This is a genomic window from Rhizobium mayense (assembly GCF_030272705.1).
GTDB classification, from domain to species: Bacteria; Pseudomonadota; Alphaproteobacteria; order Rhizobiales; family Rhizobiaceae; genus Rhizobium; species Rhizobium mayense.
Map to the genome: position 1 here is coordinate 1 of NZ_JARFYM010000066.1, position 17,878 is coordinate 17,878.

Annotated in this window: 19 protein-coding genes; 7 read left to right on the top strand and 12 right to left on the bottom strand. The window is 59.7% G+C overall.

Annotated features, from left to right (window positions below; all coding sequences use genetic code 11):
- Positions 1 to 142: 142 nt before the first annotated feature.
- The 9 genes from mnhG to PY649_RS33925 form a co-directional block, all read right to left on the bottom strand.
- Positions 143 to 505 (bottom strand): monovalent cation/H(+) antiporter subunit G, encoded by a 363-nt coding sequence (gene mnhG / locus PY649_RS33885; protein ID WP_285873398.1) that lies wholly within the window; start codon positions 503 to 505, stop codon positions 143 to 145.
- Positions 505 to 876, bottom strand: coding sequence for a cation:proton antiporter (locus PY649_RS33890; protein ID WP_285873399.1), 372 nt, complete (start codon positions 874 to 876; stop codon positions 505 to 507). The genes mnhG and PY649_RS33890 overlap by 1 nt, the downstream gene beginning before the upstream one ends.
- Entirely contained in the window at positions 873 to 1,346 is a 474-nt protein-coding gene (locus PY649_RS33895) for a Na+/H+ antiporter subunit E (protein WP_285873400.1), read from the bottom strand. Before PY649_RS33895 ends, PY649_RS33890 begins: the two co-directional genes overlap by 4 nt.
- Complete coding sequence (locus PY649_RS33900; RefSeq protein ID WP_285873401.1) at positions 1,343 to 2,908, bottom strand: Na+/H+ antiporter subunit D; 1,566 nt, start codon at positions 2,906 to 2,908, stop codon at positions 1,343 to 1,345. Before PY649_RS33900 ends, PY649_RS33895 begins: the two co-directional genes overlap by 4 nt.
- A 4-nt stretch (positions 2,909 to 2,912) precedes the next feature.
- A complete protein-coding gene (locus PY649_RS33905; RefSeq protein ID WP_285873416.1) occupies positions 2,913 to 3,290 on the bottom strand; it encodes a Na+/H+ antiporter subunit C in 378 nt (125 codons plus the stop codon).
- On the bottom strand, positions 3,290 to 3,709 hold the full coding sequence (locus PY649_RS33910; protein WP_285873402.1) for a Na(+)/H(+) antiporter subunit B: 420 nt from the start codon (positions 3,707 to 3,709) through the stop codon (positions 3,290 to 3,292). The genes PY649_RS33905 and PY649_RS33910 overlap by 1 nt, the downstream gene beginning before the upstream one ends.
- Positions 3,706 to 6,081, bottom strand: a complete 2,376-nt coding sequence (locus tag PY649_RS33915) for a putative monovalent cation/H+ antiporter subunit A (RefSeq protein ID WP_285873403.1) — start codon at positions 6,079 to 6,081, stop codon at positions 3,706 to 3,708. The genes PY649_RS33910 and PY649_RS33915 overlap by 4 nt, the downstream gene beginning before the upstream one ends.
- A 201-nt stretch (positions 6,082 to 6,282) precedes the next feature.
- Positions 6,283 to 7,365, bottom strand: coding sequence for an NAD(P)/FAD-dependent oxidoreductase (locus tag PY649_RS33920; RefSeq protein WP_285873404.1), 1,083 nt, complete (start codon positions 7,363 to 7,365; stop codon positions 6,283 to 6,285).
- 99 nt (positions 7,366 to 7,464) lie between these two features.
- Entirely contained in the window at positions 7,465 to 7,971 is a 507-nt protein-coding gene (locus PY649_RS33925; RefSeq protein WP_285873405.1) for a GNAT family N-acetyltransferase, read from the bottom strand.
- 205 nt (positions 7,972 to 8,176) lie between these two features.
- Between PY649_RS33925 and PY649_RS33930 the strand changes: the two genes are divergently transcribed.
- Positions 8,177 to 8,692, top strand: a complete 516-nt coding sequence (locus PY649_RS33930; RefSeq protein ID WP_285873406.1) for a hypothetical protein — start codon at positions 8,177 to 8,179, stop codon at positions 8,690 to 8,692.
- On the opposite strand, the gene trhA is transcribed toward PY649_RS33930, so the two are convergent.
- Positions 8,667 to 9,335: a PAQR family membrane homeostasis protein TrhA gene (gene trhA, locus PY649_RS33935; RefSeq protein ID WP_285873407.1), complete on the bottom strand. Its 669-nt coding sequence runs from the start codon at positions 9,333 to 9,335 to the stop codon at positions 8,667 to 8,669. The two genes, PY649_RS33930 and trhA, sit on opposite strands and share 26 nt — an antisense overlap.
- Before the next feature lie 331 nt (positions 9,336 to 9,666).
- Between trhA and PY649_RS33940 the strand changes: the two genes are divergently transcribed.
- The gene (locus PY649_RS33940) at positions 9,667 to 10,533 is read left to right on the top strand and encodes a VOC family protein (protein ID WP_285873408.1); all 867 of its coding nucleotides are present in this window, start codon (positions 9,667 to 9,669) and stop codon (positions 10,531 to 10,533) included.
- A gap of 104 nt (positions 10,534 to 10,637) precedes the next feature.
- The gene (locus PY649_RS33945) at positions 10,638 to 11,810 is read left to right on the top strand and encodes an AI-2E family transporter (protein WP_285873409.1); all 1,173 of its coding nucleotides are present in this window, start codon (positions 10,638 to 10,640) and stop codon (positions 11,808 to 11,810) included.
- A 66-nt stretch (positions 11,811 to 11,876) separates the two neighbouring features.
- On the opposite strand, the gene PY649_RS33950 is transcribed toward PY649_RS33945, so the two are convergent.
- Positions 11,877 to 12,671: a polysaccharide deacetylase family protein gene (locus PY649_RS33950; RefSeq protein WP_285873410.1), complete on the bottom strand. Its 795-nt coding sequence runs from the start codon at positions 12,669 to 12,671 to the stop codon at positions 11,877 to 11,879.
- A gap of 272 nt (positions 12,672 to 12,943) precedes the next feature.
- Between PY649_RS33950 and PY649_RS33955 the strand changes: the two genes are divergently transcribed.
- Both PY649_RS33955 and PY649_RS33960 read left to right on the top strand, forming a co-directional pair.
- Positions 12,944 to 13,855, top strand: coding sequence for a DnaJ C-terminal domain-containing protein (locus PY649_RS33955; protein WP_285873412.1), 912 nt, complete (start codon positions 12,944 to 12,946; stop codon positions 13,853 to 13,855).
- Between the two features lie 3 nt (positions 13,856 to 13,858).
- Positions 13,859 to 14,191, top strand: a complete 333-nt coding sequence (locus PY649_RS33960) for a chaperone modulator CbpM (RefSeq protein WP_285873413.1) — start codon at positions 13,859 to 13,861, stop codon at positions 14,189 to 14,191.
- A gap of 5 nt (positions 14,192 to 14,196) precedes the next feature.
- Here the strand turns inward: PY649_RS33960 and PY649_RS33965 are convergent, their stop codons facing one another.
- Positions 14,197 to 14,586, bottom strand: coding sequence for a DUF930 domain-containing protein (locus PY649_RS33965; protein WP_285873417.1), 390 nt, complete (start codon positions 14,584 to 14,586; stop codon positions 14,197 to 14,199).
- A gap of 485 nt (positions 14,587 to 15,071) precedes the next feature.
- Here PY649_RS33965 and PY649_RS33970 point away from each other — a divergent pair, with 485 nt between their 5' ends.
- Positions 15,072 to 17,165 (top strand): S9 family peptidase, encoded by a 2,094-nt coding sequence (locus PY649_RS33970; RefSeq protein ID WP_285873414.1) that lies wholly within the window; start codon positions 15,072 to 15,074, stop codon positions 17,163 to 17,165.
- 20 nt (positions 17,166 to 17,185) lie between these two features.
- Positions 17,186 to 17,707: a DUF1697 domain-containing protein gene (locus PY649_RS33975; RefSeq protein WP_285873415.1), complete on the top strand. Its 522-nt coding sequence runs from the start codon at positions 17,186 to 17,188 to the stop codon at positions 17,705 to 17,707.
- The last annotated feature ends 171 nt before the right edge of the window (positions 17,708 to 17,878 follow it).

Consider the following 17,878-nt stretch of genomic DNA (forward strand, 5'->3'; position numbering starts at 1 on the left):
TTCTTTTAAAATGAAAAGCTAACAAACGTGTGGATTGCTAGAAAAGTGAATACAAATTCTGCCCGTTAGTTACCTCATCTATTAAAAATAGGTAACTAACGGGCAGAATTTGTATTCACTTTTCTAGCAATCCACACGTTTGTTAGCTTTTCATTTTAAAAGAACATCGCTTGATCTCGTCCCTTAAGAGATCGTCGCGCACCGACGGCGGAGTCAGCCGTTGGCCGGCGACGTGGGCGGCACGTGCCAAAAGATGGGCCGATATCGGCGCAGTCAGAACGAAGAACACAAAACCAGCCAGCGCCCGGGCCAATATCGGTAGATCTTGTGAATGAACACCAACTGCAAGTAGCAATAGACCGGAACCGACCGTGCCGGCCTTGGAAGCTGCGTGCATACGGCTATAGAGGTCCGGTAGGCGAATGATGCCGATCGACGCGACCAGCGAAAACAGGGCGCCCGCCAAGAGCAGGAAAGCGACGATAATAGCGGCGACCAGTTCCATTACTGCCCTCCTTTCTTACGCCGACCGCTTTTGCGTGCCATTTTCCCCTCACCCGCCTCGCTAACCGGCGAAGGCGACTTTTCGGCATTGCCCGACGCGCCGCGTGTGAGGATGAACCGGGCAAAGGCGACGGTGGCAAGGAAGCCGACGAGACCGAGCGAGATTGCGATGTCGATATAGAGTGTGAAGCCGGTCTTGATGGCAATGACGGCGATGAAGCCAATAGCAACCGCCACCAGCATGTCGAGCGCCAGCACCCGGTCGGGCAAGGTCGGACCGACCACGACGCGGAAGACGGTGAGAAGGAAGGCCAGACTGAGAATAGCGAGCGCCACCATGGCAGCCGCAGAAACGATGAAAGCGGCCGTCATCGGAACGCCTCCATGATCCGGCGCTCGAAACCATCGGCGATGCCGCGCTTCACCGCCTCCGGGTCGGAGCAGTCGAGCGCGTGCACGTAGAGCGTCTTGCGGTCGTCGGAAACGTCGACGGAGAGCGTGCCGGGCGTCAGCGTGATGAGATTGGCAAGCAGCGTGATCTCGAAATCGCGATCGACGGTCAGCGGAAAGGCGAAGATGCCGGGCTTCACATCCATGTTCGGGCTCATGACGGTCACGGCGACGGCCCATGCAGACTTTGCGAGCTCGCGCAGGAACAGGAGCAGCAGCGCCAGAATCCGCCTGACACGCACGAGATACAATACGCCGCCATGGGACTCACGCACCGTTGCCAAGGCGAGCGCCGAGAGGACAAAACCAAAGACAAGATTGAGGAAGGAGGCGCTGCCGGTGACGGCGACCCAGACGATGGCGAGCAGCAGGTTGAAGACGAACAGGATCATTGTGTCGCCGTCCCTCCCGGAAAGACCGAATGCAGATAGGCCGAGGGATCGTCGAGACCGCCGGCGGCAAGTTGCGTCAGATGCAACAGCCGTTCGGGAAACAGACCAAACCCGATGACCAAGGCTGTAAGAGCAACCAGCGGCAGACCGGCCTGCCAGGCGATCGGTTCCGGCATGATGGCGGCCTGCGTGGATCTCGGACGCCAATAGGAGAGGAGAAAGATACGGCCAAAGACGATGGTGGTCAGAAAGCCTGTCAACAGGATTGCAGCGGCAATCCACCAAGCGCCGGCGTCTAGAGCCGCCTTCACCAGGATGACCTTAGGCCAGAAGCCGGAAAATGGCGGCAGGCCGCAGGCGGCGAAAAACAGCACCAGCGAAAGGCCTGCGAACCAGCCGTTTTGCCGATAAAGCCCGCCGAGCGCGGCGAGCGAGAAGCTGCCGCCGAGCCGAGCCGCTTGGCCCGCCAGCAAATAGAGCGCCGTCATCAGCACCATCGAATGCAGCGCATAAAAGATCGCTCCGCTGAGGCCGCTGGTGCTGCCAAGCGCCACGCCTGCCAGCATGGTACCGATGCCGGAAATGACGACATAGCCGAGAAGACGGCGGATATCGCTTTCGCCCAGCGCACCGAGTACCCCGGCCAACATGGTCGCAATGGCGACGATCGTGGTAATCGGGGCGAGCCCGGCGCGCTCGATCGGAAACAGCATGACCAGAACCCGGATTAGGGCATAGATGCCGACCTTGGTGAGCAGGCCCGCGAAAAGCGCCGAAACGGTGATGCGCGGCGTATGATAAGAGGCGGGCAGCCAGAAATTGACCGGGAATGCCGCAGCCTTCATGCCGAAAGCGAGGAGGAACAGGCCGGCAAGGGTCATCAACGGCGCCGCGTTGCTAGGCGCCCTCACCTTCATCGCGATATCGGCCATGTTCAGCGTGCCGAAGACGGCATAGACGTAGCCGATGGAAACCAGAAACAGCGTTGTGGCGATGAGGTTCAGCACCGCATATTTCAAGGCGCCGTCGATCTGCTCACGCTCCGAGCCGAGGATCAGCAGGCCGAAGGAGGAGATCAACAGCACTTCGAACCAGACGTAGAGATTGAAGACGTCGCCGGTCAGAAATGCGCCGCTCACTCCCGCTAGCAGCAGCATCAGAAAAGGAAAGAAGCCGTAGCGCCGGCCGCTGGCCGTGATCTCGCCGAGCGCGTAGAGGCTCGCCGCCAGCGCCACCGCCGCCGCCGCCAGCGCCATGACCGCGCCGAAGAGATCGACGCTGAAGGCGATGCCGAAAGGCGGCAGCCAGCGGCCCATGACCATGGTCACCGGCCCCTCGTTGGTGACCCTATAAAGCAGAGCCATATCGATCAGCACGAGCAATGCTAGGCCGGGGATGGCGATCCAGCCATGCCACGCCGTGCGGTCGCGCAACATCATCAGGATCGCGCCAAGGCCGATGCACAGGGCGACCGGCAGGACCACCAGCCAATGATCGGCCGGCACCCGCGCTGTCACCAGCGCGGCGGAGAGATCGACAGCGGTGTTGGTCGGCGCCGCCATGCTGCTAGTACCCTAAAGGCGGCAGCGGCCGCTGTTCCGGTTCCGCCACCCGCATCTTGCCGGTATCGTCGGTTTTCAGGTCCTGATAGGCCCGATAGGTCAGCACCAGCAGGAAAGCTAAGAAGGAGAAGGAAATGACGATCGCCGTCAGGATCAGAGCCTGCGGCAGCGGATTGGCGGCATCCGCATTGAGCGTATCGGCGCCGGTCGGAATGATCGGCGGCACTTCGCGCGTCATCCGGCCGGCGGTGAAAAGCAGCAGGTTGACGGCGTTTCCGAGAATCGCGATGCCGAGCATGATGCGGATCGAAAACTTCGACAGCATCAGGTAGATCGCGGCGGCGAAGAAAAGGCCGACGAGTGTAGCGAAGACGGCCTCCATCATTCCACCTCCCGCTCTTCGAGTGCCAGCGCGATCGATGTGATGGCGCCGACAACAACCAGATAGACGCCGGCATCGAACAGCATGACGCTGGAGAGTGGCACCTCGACGCCGAAGAGATGCGGATAGATCCAAAGCCCGGTCATGAAGGGTACACTGGAAAAGACCGACAAGAGCCCGGCAACCGTCGATGCCAGCAGGCCGAAACCGGCAATCGCCAGCGGATGAAAGATGATGGCGCGGCGCACCGCCGTCACACCGCAGGCAATGCCATAGATCGCCAGCGCGGAAGCCGCGATCAATCCGCCGATGAAACCGCCGCCAGGTTCATTATGGCCGCGCAGCAGCACGAAGACCGAAAAGAGCAGCATCAAGGCCGTCAGGAAAGGCGCGGCCGTCCGGAAGATCAGAGTGTTCACGAACCCCTTGCCTCCATCGTCTCTTCCACATCGGGATCGTTGGCCGCGAGCTTGCGTTCACCGCCGGCGCGGATGCGGATCAGCGCCAGGATGGCGAGGCCGGTGATGGTAACGACAGCAATTTCGCCGAGCGTGTCCGTGCCACGGAAGTCGACGATGATCACGTTTACGACATTCGCGCCGTGGGCGATCAGCTTGGAATAATGGTCGAAGAACGCTGTCAGCGTAAGGTCGAAGGGGGCCTGCGTGGCCTTCAAGAGCAACGAACCGAAGCCGACGCCGCAGGCGATGGCAAGCGCTGCATGCGAAAGCATCTGCAATCGCGAACGGCGGTCGGCGGTCGATAAACGCAGCCGCGTCATGACCAGCGCCAGGATGACGACGGAAAGCGTCTCGACCATGAACTGCGTGAAGGACAGGTCCGGCGCGCCAAAGAGCAGAAAGATAACGGCCACGGCAAAGCCTTGGATGCCGAGCGAAACGATTGCCGTCAGTCGGTCGCGAGCGGTGACGACGGCACCCAGGCCGATTATGGCGATGAGGAAAATCGCTGCCTCATGCCACTGCATATCAGGCCACGAGGGAATAGCCGGTAACTCGCCATGGAGCACCGGCGGCACTAACAGCATGCCGGCAAGGGAAAGGAAAGTGACGGTCACGTAGACCTCTAGGCGGCCGGGCTGTAGGAAGCCGGAAACGGCGTGCGACAGGCGAACCAGCCCTGAGATGAGGCCATCGAAGCCGTGATCCGGTCCCGGCCCGAGTTTGCGCAGCACTACCGCCATCAGGAAGCGGGCGCGATCAAGCTTCCAATAGACGAAGCCACCGATCAGCACGGTCAGACCGGACAGCGCCAAAGGCACACTCAAGTGCGGAGCGAGCGAGACCGATATCTCCATTGCCTTGCCGCCGACGGCACTTCCCATCGGCGAGGATATGTAGGCGTGCCAAAAACGCGAGACAATGGCGGCGGCGAGACCGAGAATGGCAAGGACAACCGGCCCTAGCCAGAGCAGCGGCGGCGCCTCGTGCGGATCTTTCGGCGTTTCAACGCGCGCGCCGATGAAGGGCTTCAGCGCTACAGCGAAAGCGACGGCAAACATCAGGGCGTTACTGACAATGGCAAGGACTGTCAGGAGGATCGGCCAAGAAGAGGATTGGGCCAGCGCGGCATAAATCTCCTCCTTGGCCAGGAAACCGAAGGCCGGCGGCAGACCGGCCATGGAGATCGCCGCCGCCAGTGCCGCCGCAAACGTCAACGGCATGGCCGTGCGCAAACCGCCGAGACGCGTGATGTCGCGTGTGCCTGTCTCGTGATCAACGATGCCGGCGACCATGAACAGCGCGCCTTTGAATAGCGAATGCGCCACCAGATAGAGCACGGCCGCCTCGATCGCATAATCGGAGCCGAAGCCGGTGAGCAAGACCAGCAAGCCGAGAGAGGAGACCGTGGTATAGGCGAGCTTCAGCTTCAGGTCGGTCTGGCGGATGGCGAGCAGCGTCCCAATCAGCAGCGTCATGCCACCGAAAACCGGCAGGATCGTCTCCCAAGCCAATGTACCGCCCATCGCCGGGTTGAGCCGCATCAACAGGTAGACACCGGCCTTCACCATCGTCGCCGAATGCAGATAGGCCGACACGGGCGTCGGCGCCTCCATGGCGTTCGGCAGCCAGAAATGGAATGGAAACTGCGCGGATTTCGTAAAGGCCCCGCCGAGTATCAGGATCAGCGCGGCGAAATAGAGCGGGCTTTCGCGCAGCGCTCCGCCAGTCCTCAACAGGCTGGACATGTCCGCCGCACCGGTGATCTGCCAGATCAGCAACAGGCCTGCGAGCAAAAGCAGCCCTCCCCCGCCGGTGACAACCAGCGCCTGCAAGGCAGCGCGCCGAGCGGCCTCGCGCTGATGATCGAAACCGATCAGCAGGAAAGAGGTGATCGAGGTCAGCTCCCAGAAAACGAACAGCGTCAGGAAACTATCCGAAACAACGAGGCCGAGCATCGAGCCCATGAAAAGGAAGATGAAGGAGAAGAACCGGCCCTGGTCCACATGCCCCTTCAGGTAACCGCCGGCATAAAGAACGATCAGCGACCCAATGCCGGTGATCAGCAGCGCGAACGTCAGTGACAAGCCATCGAGCAACCAGGAAAAGCGCAAGCTCAGGCTCGGCACCCAATCGAGGCCGTCTCGGACAATATGGCCCGCGGCAATGGCGGGAAGAAAGCCCGCGAAATGCAGAAAGGCGAGTGCCGGAAAAAGCGCCAGGAGCCAGGCAGCGTTGTGGCCGAGATAGCGAACGGCGGCGGGCGCGACGATCGCACCGAGAAACGGCAGACACAAAGCCAGGAATGTCAGGCCGGTGACGCTGGCCATGTCTTCTCCCTGCTGAACGATCGCACGGAATCCGGCCAAGCCGAAAGTCTGTCATTGGGATAGGCCAAAGGCTGAATTGCCTCAAGCCCTGCGCGAGAAAAACCGGAGGGTAAACCACTGGAATCACTTTCCGGCATCAGAGCCGGGTATTGCAGCGACGGTCATGCCATAGTGTTCGAGGCGGAAAAGTAAGGCAGCCGGCTAACTGGCCGGAAAAGCGCCCACGTTAAATCCGGGAACCAGCGTCGATCGCTGTCCATCGATGATCTCTTCCATCGCCAGCCGGCCGAGCAAGGGGGCGAGAATAATGCCTGGGTGGGCAACGGCGACATAGATGCCGTCGGCGCCCGGCAGAAAGCCAAGCCTCGGAAACCCGTCGGCAAAGACCGGACGATAGCCAATGACTGCCTGCTGCAGTTCGACACCATCAGGCAAAGCGAGCTTCTGTCTCATCGCATCAAGTATGCGATGTCCGATAGCCACCGGTCTAATCTCTTCGGAATCGCCTCTGTAGCTTGCAGCTGATAGCAGCGAATGGTCGGGCCGCTGGCGAACTTCCAAATCTGGCCCACGGAGAATGTGGTTCAGGAAGGGCCGGTCGGCAGAAAATTGCAGCAGCACGGCGGGCGAGCTTTCGACGCCGACAGCCAATCCGAGCGGCGAGATGAGCGCATCGATCGACGTACCGGTGGCCAGGACGACGACATCAGCCGAAACGATTTGCTCAACGGTGCGAACACCGGTGATCCGACTGTCGGACGTTTCGAGAGCGATAATCTTCTGATCGAAATGCGCCGTGGTTCCCAAAGCGATTGCCGCTCGCACAAATGTCTGTGTGAGCTGCGTCGGATCCAACGCCAGATCGTCGGGAGAAAAGGCGGCGCATTCCGGCACATCGCGAAGCTCCGGCTCCCACCAAGCGACCGTCTTGGCGTCGACCAGTTCAACCGTCGCGCCCGCAGCCTGATGCTCTTGTACCAACGCCTCCGTCTCGGTGGCCGTCGCACACCAGACCAGCGAGCCGGAGCGCGCATGCTGCAAGGCCTCCGGAATGGCGACCTTCAAACGTTGATATTCGCTGATCGCCTCGCGCCAAATGCGGTAATTTCCATAATTCGTCGTGGGATCGCCGTTGATGAGATTGACCCAGCCGAATGCCTTGCCGGTGACGCCCGCAGCTGGCGCCGGACCTTCATCGAACAAATGCACCCGCGCTCCGCGGCGTGCCAGATGATAGGCAATCGATGCCCCGACAATCCCTGCGCCGATGACGGCTATCTGCATTTTCGGAGGATGCAACGGAGGATACCCGCGATGAAAATCACGATTCAGATCTACCGTTGCTTGGATAGCGTCAGGGTATGACGCGGGAATGACTGCGAACTAGGCTGTTATGCGCAGCTCCATGCAGGTCAGATCCAGCCAGCGACCGAACTTGGTACCAACTTCCGAAAACTGACCGACAATGCGGAAGCCGAGCTTTTCATGCAACCGAATGGAGGTAGCGTTGCCGGTCTCGATGGCGGCGATCATGACATGGATATTGTTTCCGGCAGCACGGGCGACGAGTTCGCGCAGCAAACCTTCGCCAATGCCGAGACCGCGGTGATCCTTGTCGACATAGACGGAGTTTTCCACCGTATGGCGGTAGCCATCGAAAGCGCGCCAGTCGCCGTAGGAGGCATAGCCGGCGACCTTGCCGTCCTTATCCGCGACGATGACCGGAAAACCTTTCGCCTTGCGCGCCTTGAGCCATTCCACGCGGTTGTCGACGTCAACGAGCGTGTCGTTCCAAATCGCGGTCGTGTGCACGACGGCATGGTTATAGATCTCGCAAATCGCAGGCAGATCGACCTCGGTGGCATCGCGAAGCAGTACGGCTTGGTCCATAATCCCGTTGTCCAATTATTTTAAGATGTGATCGCGGCATACTCCGCCATATGGGTGAAGTAAATCCGCCATTCCTGCATGGCTCGCAATCAAACCGTAACGAATTGAAGCTATTTTATTATCATTCTCAGAATCACTATGGAATTTTTGCTGGAAACTGCGCTATTCCTAGCTGGTTTGCAGATCCCGCCTCCCGGAAACCGCAATGCTCGCCCGCCTGACTGCCTTCCTGCTCATTTCTATCACGCCGGCGCAGGCCGCCGACTGGTGGTCCTATGAGAATGCGCGGTTCGGCTATGCGATCGAACTGCCGTCGGAATTCCGCCTTTCGGCCCGTCCCGACAATGGCGACGGACTGACCTTGACGCCAGCCGATCAGTCCGCACGGCTGCTGGTTTTCGGCACCAACATCCTCGATGGCGACTTTTCGACCGAAGCGAATACCCGCATGGCGCTCGCCAAGGATGATGGCTGGCAGATCTCCTATTCGAAATCGAACTCGCATGGCATCAGCTTCTCGGGCACAAGACAGGGCCGTATCGTCTACGTGCGCGGCGTAGCGCTCTGCAATGGCGGCGCCGCCTTTTTCCAGATCGATTATCCGAAGACGACCATGCAGCGCTATGACGCCGTCGTCATGCGGCTTGTGCGCAGCCTGCGCCCGACGAAGAAATGTGTGTCGACGACCCAGATCGTCAAAAGTTTTCCGGTGACAGGCTGAAACAGGTCAGCACCGCCGAATAATGCACGGCGGCCGCGGTAATGACGAAGCCGTGCCAGATGGCGTTCTGGAAACGCAGTTTCTCCCAGACGTGGAAGATCACGCCAAGCGAATAGATGATGCCGCCAATCAAGATCAGCAGCATCGACGCGAACGGTATATGCGAGGAAACGTCCCTGGCCACCAACACGCCGCTCCAGCCCATGGCGAGATAAAGCAGGATCGCCAGCCGGTCGTACCGCCCCGGAAAAACGCATTTCAGCGCGATGCCGAAGGCGGCGAAGACCCAGATGGCGATCAGCATGGCAAAGAGCAGCGGATCATCGGCACCGCGCTCCAGGAACGGCGTATAGGTGGCGGCGATCAGCACGAAGATGGCGGAATGATCGAAACGTCGCAGAAACCACTTTGTCTGCGACACCGGCCAAAGATTGTAGGCGAAGGACATCGCCAGCGTCAGGACGAGGCCGATGCCATAGATCCAGGCCGCGGCAATCTCGCCATAGGAGCTCCACACCGTCGCATAGAAGATCAGCACGGTCGCACCGATGAGAGCAAAGACCACGCCGACACCGTTGACGATGCTGTCAACGATCACTTCATATCGGTCGTAAGCCCAACGGATGCCCCCGAACTCGGCCATGCATACGTGTTCCAATTGGTCGACACACAAGGATTAATGGTCGCATCTCACAGCGACCGAGGCAACCGCCCCAAACGAGCATATAGGTAAATCTTCGCAAATGGTGAGGCCGCTCGACAAGCCTGCTGTCAACGCACGGCGAACGCTCAATCCGCAATTTCTAGTCTTCTGTGAACAATCAAAATCCGCCATATCTAACACAAGTACAGCAGGCCAGAGGATCCAAAGAGGCACATCAACCGGCAAAAGTTTCCAGGCCCTGCTATCGGCGGTGTTTTCGCCGCCCACGCCGGTTGCTCTTTCTGCACAACATCGAGGTTCGAACACTCCCATGACCGAAACCGCTCCCTCCTACGCGCTGACGCGCCCCGCCTATGTCGGCCAGTCGCATCTAGTCGTCACCGACCTGAGTGTGGTGTCGCGCTTTTATCAGGACATGCTGGGCCTGAAGGTCATCGAGAAGACTGCGAGCGGCGAGGTCCTGGGCGTTGCCGGCTTGCCGCTGCTGACGCTGACAACGGACCGCGCCGCGGTACGCGCGCCGCAGACGGCAGCCGGCCTGTTCCACACCGCCTTTCTAATGCCCGATCGCGTCGAGCTCGCCCGTTGGCTGCGGCACGCGGCGCATAACAACGTCGCCCTCGAGGGCGCATCCGACCACATCGTCAGCGAAGCGATCTATCTTTCCGACCCCGAGGGCAATGGCATCGAGATCTACGCAGACCGGCCGCATGAACAGTGGAAATTCCATAGCGACGGTACGGTCGAGATGGCGACGCTGAGGCTCGATTTGCAGAAGCTTTACGAAAGCGCGCCGCAGGATCGCTGGGACGGCATGGCCGAGGGTTCGGCGATCGGCCACATCCACTTGCAGGTCGGCGATGTCGCGGAGGCGAATGCCTTCTATCGCGACGTGCTGGGTATGAAAGTGATGGCGGCGCGTTATCCGGGTGCGACCTTCCTTGCAACCGGCGGCTACCATCATCATCTCGGCGCCAACACCTGGAACAGCCGCGGCGCCGGTGTCCGTTCCGAACATATGACCGGCCTTTCCGACTACACGCTGCGTTTCAACGACAGGGACGCGCTCGACAAGGCAATCGGCGCACTCGAAGCCCACGAGATCAAGACGGAAAAGCGTGACGGCGGCGCCTCGCTGCGCGATCCCTGGGGCATCGGGCTGAATTTGATCGGCTGATCGCGTACCCCCTACCTTACGATGTCAAAGGCTCGCTCCGGAACCAGGACGGGCCTTTCGCGTTTGCATAGCGAGGCAATCGGGGTTTCGGGGACATGTCCGGGATGGATATCGCCAACGGCTTACACAAACAGGCGCTCAGACTGACGACAGCCCGCGCAGGGCGTTCCAGTGCCTGGGTGGATGCATTGCGCGCCGATACCGAACAAATGAACAGTACCACTCCCTCAGCGCCCACCGAAAAGGACGGGCTCGATGTCGCATCCGCCTGGGCCGTCATCGGCATCTTCCTCGTCCTCGCGCTGGCGGGCGTCTACATGATGTCGACCATCCTCATCCCACTGACGCTAGCCGTCATCGTCGGCATGATCCTCGGGCTGGTTGCGGAAAAACTCAGCAAGCTTGGCGTGCCGCGCATCCTCAACGCTGTTCTGTTGTCATCAGCGGTGGCGTTGATCATCTTCCTGATCATCAATTCACTCGCCGGACCACTGGCGACGCTCGCGCATGAAGGGCCTGACGTTTTCCAACGCACCGTCAATCGGCTGATGCCCTATCTCGAAGGGTTCAAATGGTTGCACATCACACCGCAAACCTTTGAAAGCGGGCCGATGTCGATCAATGTGCTGCTCGAAAATGCCGGCAACGTGCTGCATGTTCTCGCCAGCGGCCTGACACCCGCCATCGCCCAAGGCCTGGTCTTTTTTGCGGCACTACTGCTATTCCTTGCCGGCCGCATCAGCCTGCGCAAAACGATCATCATGACTTTTTCCACCAGAACAACGCGGCTGACGGCGATCCGCGTCATCAATGCGGTGGAGCAGGTGCTCGGCTTCTACTTTGCGACGGCTGCGCTGATCTATGCTGGCCTCGGCGTCGTGATGACGGCCATCGTCTATGTCAGCGGCATGAGCGTGCCGATCCTTTGGGGCGTCTTCGCCTTTCTCTCCAGCTTCGTTCCCTTCGTCGGCATCGCGACGATAACGGCGGCGCTGGCGATCGCCGGTATCATCACCCATGATGATATCGTCTTCGGTCTCGCCCCTGCAATCGCCTTCTTCTCCGTCCATCTCGCCGTGGAAAACCTGGTTTTCCCAGCGGTCATGGGCCGGCAATGGGAACTCAATCCCTTCGTCGTCTTCATTGCTATCATCTTCTGGACCTGGATGTGGGGCGCCGTCGGGGCCATGCTCGCCCTGCCGCTATCGCTGATCGTCATAACCGTGATCAACGAGCTGTTCTTCGAGGAAAAAGTGCAGCCACAACTGCCGCAGTGAGAACGCCAGTTAAAGGGCAGTTGTCGCCTAAACGAATGCCGCCGCCACCAGAGCATCCAGCCCGGCTCAGTTCGTCGTATCGTCGTCGCCCTGCTCGGGGATATCCTGCAAGCGAACGAACTGAACGCCCTTGGCCTTCAACGCCAATATGCTTGCGGCCACGCCTTCTCCTGCGGCGTGGGTCGGCTGATTGATGTGAGAGATGATGACGTCGCCATCCTTGGCGGAAGCATATTGCTTTTCTACCATCTTGGCCGGCAGCAGGGAGCCGCTGTCACCATTCACCGAGTAGCCGGCAATGCGGTAGCCCATGCCGCGAATCTGAGCGATGGCCGAGAGGCTATATTTCGCCGTTGCGCCGCGAAACCAATGCGGCTGCGGAATGCCGGCGGCAATCATGGCATCGGAGCCGCCTTTGACTTCCTGCGCCACCGCCTGCGGCGAGCCTGCAGCGGGGATGCCATAGACCTTGGTCGGGATGTCGACCGCCGGAATATGGTTCTGGCCATGATCCTCAAGTTCGAAGATGTCGGGATGAGCGAGGAAGACGGCGAGCGTTTCCGGGTTGGTCCGCAGCCAGCGGGCGGTGACGAAGATCGTCGCCGGAATATGCTGATCGACCAATGTGCTGAGGATACGCGGATCAGTCTTGCCCATGCAGGCATCAAAGGTCAAGGCGATGCGCGGTGCGCCCTTGCCAGCGCGATTGACATGCAGATGGGGCTCGACCAGCTTGACGCTTGAAGCTGGTGCCTTCGGCGGAAGCTGCGGCCAGACAACGGGCTTCGCTACGGATTCGGCGGCAAAAGCGGCCGGAACGGCAGCGAGCAAGAGTGCGGACGTCAGTAGAAAACGGTTCATCAGGCAACCACCGGTCGGATCGAATGAAATGAAGTGTGATGGAAAGAATGCAAAATTGCCATGGGCTCCTTGCCGTCACGCCCGCAATCGTCCGGCAAGGCGACGGAAATATGGCGATCGGCCCCTAACGCCGCCCACTGCCCATCACAATTGCGCCAATGGTTGCTCTGCGGCAGTCGCGCCTATGGCGTGCTATCATTTATGCTACGATTGATACGAAGCCAGCCGATCACTATCTGCATATTTTTCTGTGCTCCCAAAGGGAAACATCTATGAGCCGTGATCCCTATGACATTCTGGGCGTAAAACGGGACGCCCCGCAAAAAGACATTCAAAGCGCCTATCGCAAGCTTGCGAAAAAACTTCATCCCGATCTCAACCCCGGCGACAAGCAGGCCGAGGACAAGTTCAAGGAAGTCTCCGCGGCCTACGGCATCCTTGGCGACGAGGACAAGCGTGCTCGCTTCGACCGTGGGGAAATCGACAGCAGCGGTGCGGAGCAGCCGCCACGCAGCTATTATCGCGACTACGCGACGACGGAGGGCCAGCGTGGCCCCTACCGCAACGCCGGTGGTTTCGCCGATTTCGGCGATACCGACGATATACTTTCCAGCTTTTTCTCACGTCGCAGCCGAGGCCAGTCCGGAATGCAGGGTCAGGATCGCCACTATTCCATGGAGGTCGACTTTCTCGACGCCATCAACGGCGCGAAAAAGCAGATAAGCCTGCCGGACGGACCGGCACTCGACGTGCAGATACCGCCAGGAACGCGTGACGGGCAGACGCTGCGGCTGCGCGGCAAGGGCGATCCGGGCTTTGGCGGCGGCGCGCACGGTGATGCCCTGATCGAGATACACGTCCGCCCGCACCGCTTCTTCGTTCGCGACGGCGACGACATCAGGCTGGAATTGCCGATTTCCCTTACGGAGGCGGTGCTTGGCGGCAAGATCCGTGTGCCCACACCTTCCGGCCCGGTCACCGTCACGCTTCAACCGAACTCCAACACCGGCAAGGTCTTGCGGCTGAAGGGCAAGGGCGTGCCGAAGCGTGGCAAGGAAAGCGGTGACGCCTATGTTTCGTTGAAGATCGTGTTGCCGGACGCGCCGGATGCCGAGCTTGCAAACTTCGTTTCCGAATGGCAGGCCGGCAAAACGCATGATCCTCGAAAGACCATGGGTGGCTGAACGATGAATGAGAGCGAATTTCGTTTGCGCCTCGAGATCGACGACACGGTGCTCCAGATCTGGATCAAGCAGGGCTGGCTCGTTCCAGAAACCACGGACGGCGGCCGGCATTTTCGCGATGCGGACCTGGCGCGCGGACAGTTGATCCTAGACCTCGTCAACGCGATGGGCGTCAACGAGCCGGGCGTCGATCTGGTCATGGATCTGGTGGATCAGCTCCATGGGCTCAGGGCTACGCTACGCGACCTGACGGATGCCGTCTGTCACCAGAACCCTGATGTGCAGGAGCATGTACTCTCCGAACTCTATCGGCTGGAGCGCCAGAGGCGGCGCTGAAGGCATCAGTCGTAGAGATAATATTTCTGCCAGCTGCCGCGCGGCACTTTGTCGCCGATCTCGTAGCTCAGGTCCCGCACATGGATATGCTGCGGGCCGGTGGTGCACTTATAGGAGAGATGATACCAATCCCCCCTGCTGCGAAAGACCGCGCCGGGAGCATTCATCGAATCCGGCGCCATGTCAGGGTCGCTGAACGTATAGGCAATGACCTTATCGGGCTTGAAGCCGGTCTTCTCTGTGCTGATTCGTTTCATGGCCTCAGCATCGCAGCTTTGCTCCATCCGCTCGGATGGGTCGAGCTTTTGCAATTGCTTTTTCATGGTCGGATCGACAGCGAACGCGCTAGTCGCCATGGAAGCCAACGGTACAAGAATGGCAATGAATTTCAGCATGAAGACCGGTCCCTTGGTTATTTCCGGGCTAAAGCGCATCGCGATCTCTGAGATTCGCTGCCTGCGCTTTAGGCTCTTGATTTTGCGCATGTCGTCTTCGCGAAACCGCTGCGACATGCTTTAGGCGGCGTCTGCTCCACCAGGGAAAGCGGCCCAAGCCGCCCTTATTCTCGACGCAATGTTAAGCGGACTTCGTTAAAGAATGTGGTCACATCAAGGCGGCTCGGGAGCGCTCACTTTCAGATGGAATCACATGAAAGCGAGTAGGAATGCTTCCGATTCAAAAAAACTGGAACATCCTTTATGCGTTCGAACGGACATACAGCGCTCCACGCCGGCTTTGATGCCTTTATCAGCTCGATTGGAACTTGGCGTTATCCGCCTGCATGAGACTTGAGTGGACACTTGCCGCTTGAACCCCACGCGAGCGCCCTCTATCTCTTCTTCACCTCATTTCCGACTTTCATCCCGGAGAAAGCCTTCTCGTGTCGTCATTCAAGAACCTCCCCACCCCGCCCGCCGCTGCGAAAAAACCGGTCACGGACACGCGCCACGGCATCAGCCGCAGCGACGATTATGCCTGGCTGCGGGCCGACAATTGGCAGGCGATGTTCAAGGACACTTCGATCCTCGATCCGGAAATCCGCGTGCATCTGGAGGCCGAGAACGCCTATATGAACGCAGCCATGGCGGATACGAAAGAGCTGCAGAAGGTGCTGTTCGCCGAGATGAAGGGCCGCATCAAGGAGGATGACAGCTCGGTACCGGTCAAGGATGGCCCCTATGCCTACGGAACGCTCTACGTTACCGGCGGCGAGCAGCCGCACTATTTCCGCGAAGCACGCGACGGCGGCGAGCGCAAGCTGCTTCTGAACGGCGACAAGGAAAACGAGGGGAAGTCGTATTTCCGGCTTTCCGGCATCGACCATTCCACCGACCATAGCCACGGCATCTGGGGCTACGACGACAAGGGCTCGGAATATTTCACGCTGAAGGTCCGTAACCTCGGGACCGGCGAAGACCTTGCCGACGTGATCGAGAATACCGGCGGCGGCGGTGTCTGGGCGCCTGACGGCAAGAGCTTCTTCTATACGCTGCAGGACGAGAATCACCGTCCTTCGAAGATCTTCCATCACATCATCGGCACGCCGCAGTCGGAAGACCGGCTGGTCTATGAAGAGCAAGATTCCGGCTTCTTCATGGGTGTCGGCGGTTCATTGCTGGATGACTACATCTTCATCGACATCCACGATCACGAGACCAGCGAATACCGGATCATTCCGACCTCGGATCTCACGGCCGAGCCCAAGCTGGTGGCAACACGCAGTACTGGCATCGAGTATGAAATGTCGGAAGGTGGCGATGTCTTCTACATCCTCACCAATGACGGCGATGCCAAGGATTTCAAGATCATGGAAACGCCGGTCGACAAACCGGGCAAGGCAAACTGGCGCGATGTCGTGGCACACAAACCAGGCACGCTGATCCTCAATCACATGGCCTATGCCCGTCATCTCATCTGGCTGGAACGCAAGGACGGCCTGCCGAGGATCATCATCCGCGATCGCCGCTCCGGCGAAGAACATGCCATCGCCTTCGACGAGGAGGCCTATTCGCTGGGCCTGCAGGGTGCCGCCGAGTACGACACCGACGTGATCCGCTTTTCCTATTCCTCGATGACGACGCCGAGCCAGCTCTACGACTACAACATGGTGACGCGCGAGCGCACTCTGCTGAAGACGCAGGAAGTTCCGTCGGGCCACAATCCGGACGACTATGTCACCCGCCGTGTCTTCGCCCCCGCCTGGGACGGCGAACAGGTGCCGGTGACCCTGCTCTATCGCAAGGATACGCCGCTCGACGGCTCCGCGCCCTGCCTGCTCTACGGTTACGGCGCTTACGGCATCACCATTCCCGCCGGGTTCAACACCAATTGCTTGTCGCTCGCCGACCGCGGCTTCGTCTATGCCATTGCCCATATCCGCGGCGGCAAGGACAAGGGCTTTGCCTGGTACGAAGACGGCAAAATGGACAAGAAGACCAATACCTTCAAAGACTTCATCGCCGCTGCCGACTATTTGAATCAGGAGAAGTTCACCTCCTACGCAAAGATCATCGCAGAGGGCGGCTCGGCTGGCGGAATGCTGATGGGCGCCGTCGCCAACATGGCGCCGGAGAAATTCGCCGGCATCATCGCCGCTGTGCCCTTTGTCGACGTCCTCAACACCATGTTGGACGACACCCTGCCGCTGACGCCGCCGGAATGGCCGGAATGGGGCAATCCGATCGACAGCAAGGAAGAATACGACCAGATTGCCGCCTACAGCCCCTATGACAATGTCGGCGAAAAGCCCTACCCGCCAATTCTGGCGCTTGGTGGCCTGACCGATCCGCGCGTCACCTATTGGGAACCGGCGAAATGGGTGGCCAAGCTGCGTGAGAAGACCACCGGCGACGCGCCTATCCTCCTGAAAACCAACATGGATGCTGGCCACGGCGGCGCCTCGGGCCGCTTCCAGCGCCTCGAGGAAATTGCCTTCGAATACAGTTTCGCCATCAAGGTCGGTGGGAAGATCTAGCAATACTTTGGGAGGAGCTCATGCCGGTCTACGTCGCCCTGCTGCGTGCCGTGAACGTCGGCGGCACCGGCACGCTGTCGATGGCGGGTTTGAAAGCACTCTGCGAGGAGATCGGCTTCACCGACGTAAAGACCTATATCCAAAGCGGCAATGTGCTTTTCCGCTCCGATAAGGACGAGGCGGCAGTTCAGAAGAATCTGGAAGAGGCGCTGACCCTCAAAATGGGTAGATCGCCGGGCGTGCTGTTGCGCAGCCGTCGGGAATTGCAGGCTGCCGCCGAAGGCTCGCCCTTCCCGCATGCCAAGCCGAACTACCTGCTCATCAACTTTCTTCCGGAGCATCCAACGGCGGATGCGCTGGACAAGCTGGTCGCGCCCGGCGGCGAAGAGGTGCATGTCGCGGGCAAAGAAATCTATGTTCATTACCCCGATGGCTCCGGACGCTCCAAATTGAAGCTGCCGGCGCTGAAAGCCGGCACGTCGCGGAACCTCAATACCGTGCGAAAGCTGGTGGAGATGGCGCGGGAGATGGAAGAAGGTTAAGGGCGGGTCAGCAGCGTTTCGTAGTCGCGGCTACCCGAAAATATATTGGTGATCCAGACCGCGTTACCTTCGACTAGAGCGTTTCTGATTATGTTTGAATCGCGGATTCCCTTTTGATGTCGAATGTGATTCAAGATGCTGGCTGAGAGGAGGTCAGCATCGATGGTCGCA

Coding starts and splice junctions, on each gene's coding strand:
- mnhG (WP_285873398.1), bottom strand. CDS start 505: ATGGAACTGGTCGCCGCTATTATCGTCGCTTTCCTGCTCTTGGCGGGC.
- PY649_RS33890 (WP_285873399.1), bottom strand. CDS start 876: ATGACGGCCGCTTTCATCGTTTCTGCGGCTGCCATGGTGGCGCTCGCT.
- PY649_RS33895 (WP_285873400.1), bottom strand. CDS start 1,346: ATGATCCTGTTCGTCTTCAACCTGCTGCTCGCCATCGTCTGGGTCGCC.
- PY649_RS33900 (WP_285873401.1), bottom strand. CDS start 2,908: ATGGCGGCGCCGACCAACACCGCTGTCGATCTCTCCGCCGCGCTGGTG.
- PY649_RS33905 (WP_285873416.1), bottom strand. CDS start 3,290: ATGGAGGCCGTCTTCGCTACACTCGTCGGCCTTTTCTTCGCCGCCGCG.
- PY649_RS33915 (WP_285873403.1), bottom strand. CDS start 6,081: ATGGCCAGCGTCACCGGCCTGACATTCCTGGCTTTGTGTCTGCCGTTT.
- PY649_RS33920 (WP_285873404.1), bottom strand. CDS start 7,365: ATGCAGATAGCCGTCATCGGCGCAGGGATTGTCGGGGCATCGATTGCC.
- PY649_RS33925 (WP_285873405.1), bottom strand. CDS start 7,971: ATGGACCAAGCCGTACTGCTTCGCGATGCCACCGAGGTCGATCTGCCT.
- PY649_RS33930 (WP_285873406.1), top strand. CDS start 8,177: ATGCTCGCCCGCCTGACTGCCTTCCTGCTCATTTCTATCACGCCGGCG.
- trhA (WP_285873407.1), bottom strand. CDS start 9,335: ATGGCCGAGTTCGGGGGCATCCGTTGGGCTTACGACCGATATGAAGTG.
- PY649_RS33940 (WP_285873408.1), top strand. CDS start 9,667: ATGACCGAAACCGCTCCCTCCTACGCGCTGACGCGCCCCGCCTATGTC.
- PY649_RS33945 (WP_285873409.1), top strand. CDS start 10,638: ATGGATATCGCCAACGGCTTACACAAACAGGCGCTCAGACTGACGACA.
- PY649_RS33950 (WP_285873410.1), bottom strand. CDS start 12,671: ATGAACCGTTTTCTACTGACGTCCGCACTCTTGCTCGCTGCCGTTCCG.
- PY649_RS33955 (WP_285873412.1), top strand. CDS start 12,944: ATGAGCCGTGATCCCTATGACATTCTGGGCGTAAAACGGGACGCCCCG.
- PY649_RS33960 (WP_285873413.1), top strand. CDS start 13,859: ATGAATGAGAGCGAATTTCGTTTGCGCCTCGAGATCGACGACACGGTG.
- PY649_RS33965 (WP_285873417.1), bottom strand. CDS start 14,586: ATGCTGAAATTCATTGCCATTCTTGTACCGTTGGCTTCCATGGCGACT.
- PY649_RS33975 (WP_285873415.1), top strand. CDS start 17,186: ATGCCGGTCTACGTCGCCCTGCTGCGTGCCGTGAACGTCGGCGGCACC.